The sequence below is a fragment of the Dokdonella sp. genome, assembly GCF_017744955.1.
In the GTDB taxonomy this organism is placed as follows: Bacteria; Pseudomonadota; Gammaproteobacteria; order Xanthomonadales; family Rhodanobacteraceae; genus Dokdonella_A.
This window is the reverse complement of record NZ_JAGIAG010000011.1, coordinates 121703-128189: the sequence shown is the minus strand read 5'-3', so window position 1 is coordinate 128189 and position 6487 is coordinate 121703. Positions and strand designations below refer to the sequence as shown.

Here is a 6487-nt window from a genome sequence, read left to right as displayed (position 1 = left end):
GCTGCACCGCCAACTCAAAGGCCTCCCTTCGGGGAGGCCTTTTTTTTGGCGATCCGTCCGGGATCGCGGCGCTCTGCTGGGGATCGAGGACGGCAGAGCCGCGGCTTCCGATCGTCTACCCGCGGCCATCCCTGGCCGCACATTTCACGAGAAGCATCGAGCGGGGGGCGTTGCGGGGAGGCTGCGGCTTCGGATCGTCCCATAGCCATCCCTGGCCGCACTGTTCATGAGAAGCACCGAGCGGCGATCGAGTCGGACAACGAGATCGTCTTCCGCGCATCCGCCACTCGCGGCGTCGACGTTCCGTGCTCAGCCGAGCGACGCCAGCCACTCGTCGTCCGAACCCTCGTTGACGCCTTCGAACAGGAACGTCGACAGATATCGCTCGCCGGTATCGGGCAGCATCGCCAGCAGCACCGATCCCTGTGATGCGCCTTCGGCGACTTTCAGCGCGGCGGCCAGCGTCGCGCCGGAGGAGATGCCGGCGAAGATGCCTTCCTCCGCGGCGAGCCGGCGCGCGGTGTCACGCGCGACGACCTCGTCGACCAGCTCGATGTCGTGCGCGACCGTGCGCGAGAGCACGTCGGGCAGGAAGTCCGGCGTCCAGCCCTGGATCTTGTGCGGCTTCCATTCCTTGCCCGAGAGCAGCGGCGCGCCGGCCGGCTCGGTCGCGACGATCTTCACTTCCGGCCGCGCCAGGCGCAGCACTTCGCCGACGCCGGTGAGGGTGCCGCCGGTGCCCCAGCCGGACACGAAATAGTCGAGCCGGCGGCCGGCGAAGTCGCGCAGGATCTCGGCCGCGGTGGTGTTGCGGTGATAGGCCGGATTGGCCGGGCTCTGGAACTGGCGCGCGAGGAACCAGCCGTGCTTGGCCGCCAGTTCCTCGGCCTTCTTCACCATGCCGCTGCCGCGCTCGGCGGCCGGTGTCAGGATCACCTTGGCGCCGTACGCGCGCATCAGCTTGCGTCGCTCGATCGAGAAGGTTTCCGTCATGATCGCGACGAACTTGTAGCCGCGCGCGGCGGCGACCATTGCCAGCGCGACGCCGGTGTTGCCCGAGGTTGCCTCGACGATCGTGTCGCCGGGCTTGAGCAGGCCCTTCTGCTCGGCGTCGAGCACGATCGCCAGCGCGAGGCGGTCCTTGACCGAGCCGCCCGGATTGAAGGCCTCGATCTTGACGTAGAGGTCGACGTGCTTCGGCGCTACGCGCTGCAGCTTGACGACGGGCGTGTGGCCGACGGTGCCGAGAATGGAGTCGTGGATCATGGAGGGGCTCCTGGTAGTGGCTTTCCGCCGGATGCGGCGGACGGTTTCGCGACGGCCGATGATCGTGCCGTGACATTGCAGTTGAACGCCGTTCCGCGAGCGGTTCGGACAGCCGCGGTGCGCCGAATGCCGCTCGCGGCGCTCGAAAGCGAGCCTGGCGTCATCCTACGCCTACGCGGCGCGCGCTTCCCGCGCCGGCTCGCCGAGCGGTTCGGCGCCGAACCAGTGCAGGCGCTCGGCCAGCGCGGCGACTTCGCCGAGGATCAGCAGCGCCGGCGCCTGCACCGCGTGCGCGCGGGCGCGCTCAGGCAAGGTCGCCAGCGTGCCGACGACGACTCGCTGCTCGCGGCGCGAGCCGTTCTCGACCAGCGCGAACGGCGTCTCCGCGGCGCGTCCGTGCTCGAGCAGGCGCGTGCGCAGGGTTTCGAGCCCGGCCACGCCCATGTAGACCGCGAGCGTCTGCCGCTCGGCGGCGAGCGCGGGCCAGTCGAGCGTGTCCAGCGATTCGCGGCAGTGCGCGGTGACCAGGCGCGCCGACTGCGCGTGGTCGCGATGCGTCAGCGGCACGCCGGCGTAGGCGGCGCAGGCGAGCGCGGCGGTGACGCCGGGCACGACTTCGTAGGGAATTTCGTGCTCGCGCAGGAATTCGAGCTCCTCGCCGCCGCGCCCGAACACGAACGGATCGCCGGACTTCAGGCGCACGACGCGGCGTCCGGCGCGCGCGTGCTCGAGCATCAGCGCGTGGATCTCGTCCTGCTGCACGTGCTTTCCGCCGGCCCGCATGTCGCCGACGCGCTTGCCGACGTCGATCCGCTCGGCGTCGCGGCGCGCCAGCGCGAGCACCTCGGCGCTGACCAGGCGGTCGTGCAGGATCACGTCGGCGGTGACCAGCGCGCGCTGCGCGGCCAGCGTCAGGAGGCCCGGATCGCCGGGTCCGGCACCGACCAGCGCGACCGAGCCGCGCGTCGCCGGCGTCGCTCGCGCCAGCACGCGCGCGAACTCGGCCTCCGCCGCCTGCGCACGGCCGCGCCGCAGCAGATCGGCGACCGAGCCGAGCACCTCGCGTTCGAAGAAGCGCCGCCGCGCGGCCGGGTCGGGCAGGCGCTCGCGCAGGCGCGTGCGGAAGCGCTGCGCCAGCGCCGCCAGCGCGCCGAGCGACGGTTCGAGCAAGGCTTCGATGCGCGCACGCACGTGGCTGGCCAGTGCCGGCGCCGCGCCGCCGCTGGAGATCGCAACCACCAGCGGCGCGCGTTCGACCACGGCCGGCACGTGGAACGTCGACAGCTCGGCATCGTCGACGACATTGACCAGCAGGCGCCGCGCCTCGGCGCATTCGACGATGCGCCGGTCGACCGCGCGGTCGCCGGTGGCGGCGATCGCCAGCCAGACGCCGTCGAGCCAGGCCGGTTCGAATCGTCCGTCGAGGTGCCGCAGGGCGCCGCGCGACGCTTCCGCGCGCAGCCACGGGCTCAGGTCCGGCGCGCCGACGGTCACCGCCGCGCCGGCGGCGAGCAGGCTGCGCGCCTTGCGTTCGGCCACCGCGCCGCCGCCGACGACCAGCACGGCGCGCGAACGGAGATCGGCGAACAACGGATACAGGGCCATGGATGCTCGGAGGAGGCAAAAAAAAAGCCGCCGTTTCGCTCGAATCACGACGCGGCGGCAGGGAAAGACACACACTCGGAGTGAAGGCCTCGATGCTCCGCCGCGGCGGCGGAAAGGACAAATGAGCGCGCGGAAGCAGCATATTCCGCGGGCGCATGAAGCCGGTCCGGCGTCGTCCGTTCGTTAAATGGACATCTGGACGGCTAAACGCTCATACGCTAGTCTGCATGAGACCTGCCGCCCGGACCGGCGCGGCCTCTGGATTCGCAATGACCCTCACCCAGCTCCGCTACATCGTCGCGATCGCCGATTCCGGCCTCAACATCACGCTCGCGGCCGATCGCGTGCACGCGACCCAGCCCGGCCTGTCCAAGCAGCTCAAGCAGCTCGAGGACGAACTCGGCTTCCAGCTGTTCGCCCGCAAGGGGCGCAGCCTCGATGCGGTCACCTCGCAGGGCAAGCAGGTCATCGAGCGCGCGCGCACGATCCTGGCCGAGGCGGCCAACATCCGCGCGCTGGCGGCCAACCTGCGCAGCGACGAGCAGGGCGAGCTGTCGATCGCCACCACCCACACGCAGGCGCGCTTCGTGCTGCCGGCCGCGGTCGGCGCGCTGAAGAAGCGCTACCCCGAAGTCAGCGTGCACCTGAAACCGCACGGCGACGCGCAGGTGATGGAGCTGCTCGAGCGCGGCCAGGTCGACCTCGCCATCGTCAGCACCGCCGGCGGCCCGCCGTCCGACGGCCTCGCGGTGCCGCTGTTCCGCTGGCAGCGCGCGGTGATCGCCCCGCGCGACCACGCGCTCGCCAAGCTCGGCCGCGCACCGAAGCTGGCCGACCTCGCGCGTCACCCGCTGGTCAGCTACGAATCCTCGCTGCGCACCGATTCCTCGCTGCGCCATGCCTTCGCGCAGGCCGGCCTGATCCCGAACTTCGCCTGCACCGCGCGCGACGCCGACCTGATCAAGACCTACGTGCGCGCCGGCCTCGGCGTCGGCGTGCTGGCCGAGATGGCGATGACGCCCGAGGACGCCGCCGACCTGCGCGTGTTCGACTCGGTCGACCTGCTGCCGGAATGCACCGCCTGGCTGGTGCTGCGCCGCGACCGCGTATTGCGCGACTACGCCACCGCGCTGGTCGAACTGGTCGCGCCGCAGATCGACGGCCGCGAGCTGCGCCGCGTGCTGGCCGGCAACGCGAAGGCCGAATGGCCGGCGCCGCCGAGCTGGCGCGAGCTGCACGAGAACAAGCTGGCGGCGTAGCCCGCCGGCCGCGCTCGCGCCGCATCGCCGCCGACAGGCGCGGCGGCATGATGCGAGGATTTCCTCGAAGCGGTGCGGTCGCCGATCTCCGCGCGGACCGGCTTCTGCGATCTTCGGGCTTGAAGAAATCGGGTCGCGCTTGGCGAGCATCGTCGAGCATCGCCTAGCTGCACCGCTTCGTCGGCCCCAGCTTTCCCGCCGTCACCAATCTGCTCGGCGCAGACAGGCGCGCGCCGTCGCAACTGGATACTGGTCGAGATCTGGCCGCGCGATCGCCTCGAATCACGACGGTTCTCCGAATGCCGCACTGAAAAGGCGGCGGAGCGAAGCACCGCCCGCTCATGCGATGGCACGAATACGCATCGTTTCACGAGCGTTCGGCGGCGAGTGCGGGACACTGCTATGGAGCGTCACGGGCGACCGCGCCTGACCGAAGGCGCCGGCAGCCGGATCGGCGCCGGATGAGCGGCCGGCCGCGAAGTCTCGCACGGACTCCACGATCCGCTCCGACCATGGCGCTCTTCGACTTGCCGGTCACGCAATGAAGCTCACCTTCGAGGAATACCAGGCCCGCCAGATCGTCCGCGTGCATCGGCACGTGGATGGCCCGTGGTTCTGGACGCGCTACAGCGCGCATCCGTACGTGGGCTGCCGCAGCGGCTGTTCCTTCTGCTACCTGAGAAGCGCGGACTACCTCGGGAAGCGAAACCCGGACACCTTCGACACGCTCATCCAGGTCAAGACCAACGTGGTCGAGCAACTGCATGCCGAGCTGTCTCGGTTGCCGCGCGACGTGCTCGCCTGCGGCGACTGGCAACAGCCAGCGGAGACGCGCTATCGGTTGTCGCGCCGGATGCTCGAAGTGGCGCTCGAACTCGCCTTCCCGGTGTTCGTCGTCGAGCGCTCTCCGCTGCTGGAGCGCGACCTGGACCTGCTGGCGGCGATCGGACGGCGCACCTGGGCCTGCGTGGTCATCAGCTTCAGCAATCTGTCCCCGCAATTGAAGGACGCCTTCGAACCGCGCAGCCCGGGCCTGCGACGCCGGTTGCGCTGCATGGAGCGTCTCGCCTCCGCCGGTATTCTCGTCGGCGCGTCGCTGATGCCGATCATTCCGTTCGTCGGCGACGACGAAGCGCATCTGGACGAAGCGATACGGATGACGGCCGCGCACGGCGGCAGCTTCGTGCTCGGTGCCGGCATGAGCATGAGCGGCGCACAGGCGACGCTCACCTGGGAGGCCGCCGCGCGGCTCGATCCGCGATTGCCGGAACGGTGGCGAACGCTGTACGGTGAAGAGCCCGACGGCACTCCGCGCTCCAGCGCTCCGCGCGAGCATCAGGCGCGACTCGGCCGGCAGGTGCGCGACCTGTGCGAGCGCCACGGGCTGCACTCGCGCATGCCGCGGTACGTTCCCGCGGGGCCGCTGGCAGTGAACCGGTGGATCGCCGAGCAGCTTTTCCTGAAGTGCTGGGAGCTGGACCTGGAACTGGCCAGCCCTTCGCGCGTCTGGGCGTACCGGAAAGCCGCATGGACGGTGGACGCTCTGCCGCACAGCGTCGCGGACATCCACCGCCGGACCCGCGCCGGATTGCAGCAGCTGCCCGACGTCGACGACGCCGTCGCGCGGGACATCGAGCACTGGCTCGCCGAATGGCCGGCGCAAAGCCGGCAGCGCGTCCGCGCCGTCGGTCCCGCCGCGTTCGGACCCCTTTTCGAATCCTCCACGGAGAATCCATGATCACCAAAGTAGCGGACGTCGCAACCCTGGTGGCGGCCGGCAAGGCCGACCCGAAACCCGTGTTCGGGGAGATCCGCGCGTTCGCCGCGAGCGGCGACTGGAAGGTGCGCGAGGTGGCCGCCACGGTGTTGGTGGAGCTGTCCAAGAAGCACCCCGATGCGGTGATCGCCGAGCTGCGCACGTGGTCGCGCGCCTCGGACGAGAACGTCCGGCGTGCCTCCAGCGAAGGCCTGCGCGGACTGGCCCGTACGCGCTTCGAGAGCGTGGTGCCGATTCTCGAGACGCTGAATGCGGATGCCAGCCCGTACGTGCGCAAGTCGGTCGCCAACCTGCTTCGCGACGGCGGCAAGAAAAACCCCATGCTCGTGCTGGACACGTGCGAGCGCTGGCTGCGCATCAGCGGCGGCGATGCGAATACGCGCTGGATCGTTACGCACGGCCTGGCCAAGATCCGCGAGACCGAGCCGCAGAAGGTCGCTGCGTTGCTGGTGCCTCTGCCAGAGAAGAAGCCGGCGGCGAAGCGAGCGCCCGCGAGGAAGCAGTAGCGGCCGACATCGAAATCTCGCACGGACTCCCTGATCGCGAGGTCCGCAGGCAGCTCAAGGAAGGGAGGGACGGA

At 70.3% G+C, this 6487-nt stretch carries 5 protein-coding genes; 3 read left to right on the top strand and 2 right to left on the bottom strand.

All coding sequences use genetic code 11. From position 1 onward, the window contains the following. Window positions 1-309: 309 nt before the first annotated feature. Both cysK and cysG read right to left on the bottom strand, forming a co-directional pair. A complete protein-coding gene (gene cysK, locus J7520_RS17310; protein ID WP_291191021.1) occupies window positions 310-1266 on the bottom strand; it encodes a cysteine synthase A in 957 nt (318 codons plus the stop codon). A gap of 171 nt (window positions 1267-1437) precedes the next feature. Beyond that, complete coding sequence (gene cysG / locus J7520_RS17305) at window positions 1438-2871, bottom strand: siroheme synthase CysG (RefSeq protein ID WP_291191018.1); 1434 nt, start codon at window positions 2869-2871, stop codon at window positions 1438-1440. 269 nt (window positions 2872-3140) lie between these two features. Between cysG and J7520_RS17300 the strand changes: the two genes are divergently transcribed. The 3 genes from J7520_RS17300 to J7520_RS17290 all read left to right on the top strand — a co-directional run bounded on the left by J7520_RS17300 (window position 3141) and on the right by J7520_RS17290 (window position 6413). After that, window positions 3141-4130, top strand: coding sequence for a LysR family transcriptional regulator (locus J7520_RS17300; RefSeq protein ID WP_291191016.1), 990 nt, complete (start codon window positions 3141-3143; stop codon window positions 4128-4130). Window positions 4131-4671: 541 nt separating this feature from the next. Next, window positions 4672-5868 carry a radical SAM protein gene (locus J7520_RS17295; protein WP_291191014.1) on the top strand — a complete coding sequence of 399 codons (1197 nt, stop codon included), beginning with the start codon at window positions 4672-4674 and terminating at the stop codon, window positions 5866-5868. Further along, complete coding sequence (locus tag J7520_RS17290) at window positions 5865-6413, top strand: HEAT repeat domain-containing protein (protein WP_291191012.1); 549 nt, start codon at window positions 5865-5867, stop codon at window positions 6411-6413. The genes J7520_RS17295 and J7520_RS17290 overlap by 4 nt, the downstream gene beginning before the upstream one ends. The last annotated feature ends 74 nt before the right edge of the window (window positions 6414-6487 follow it).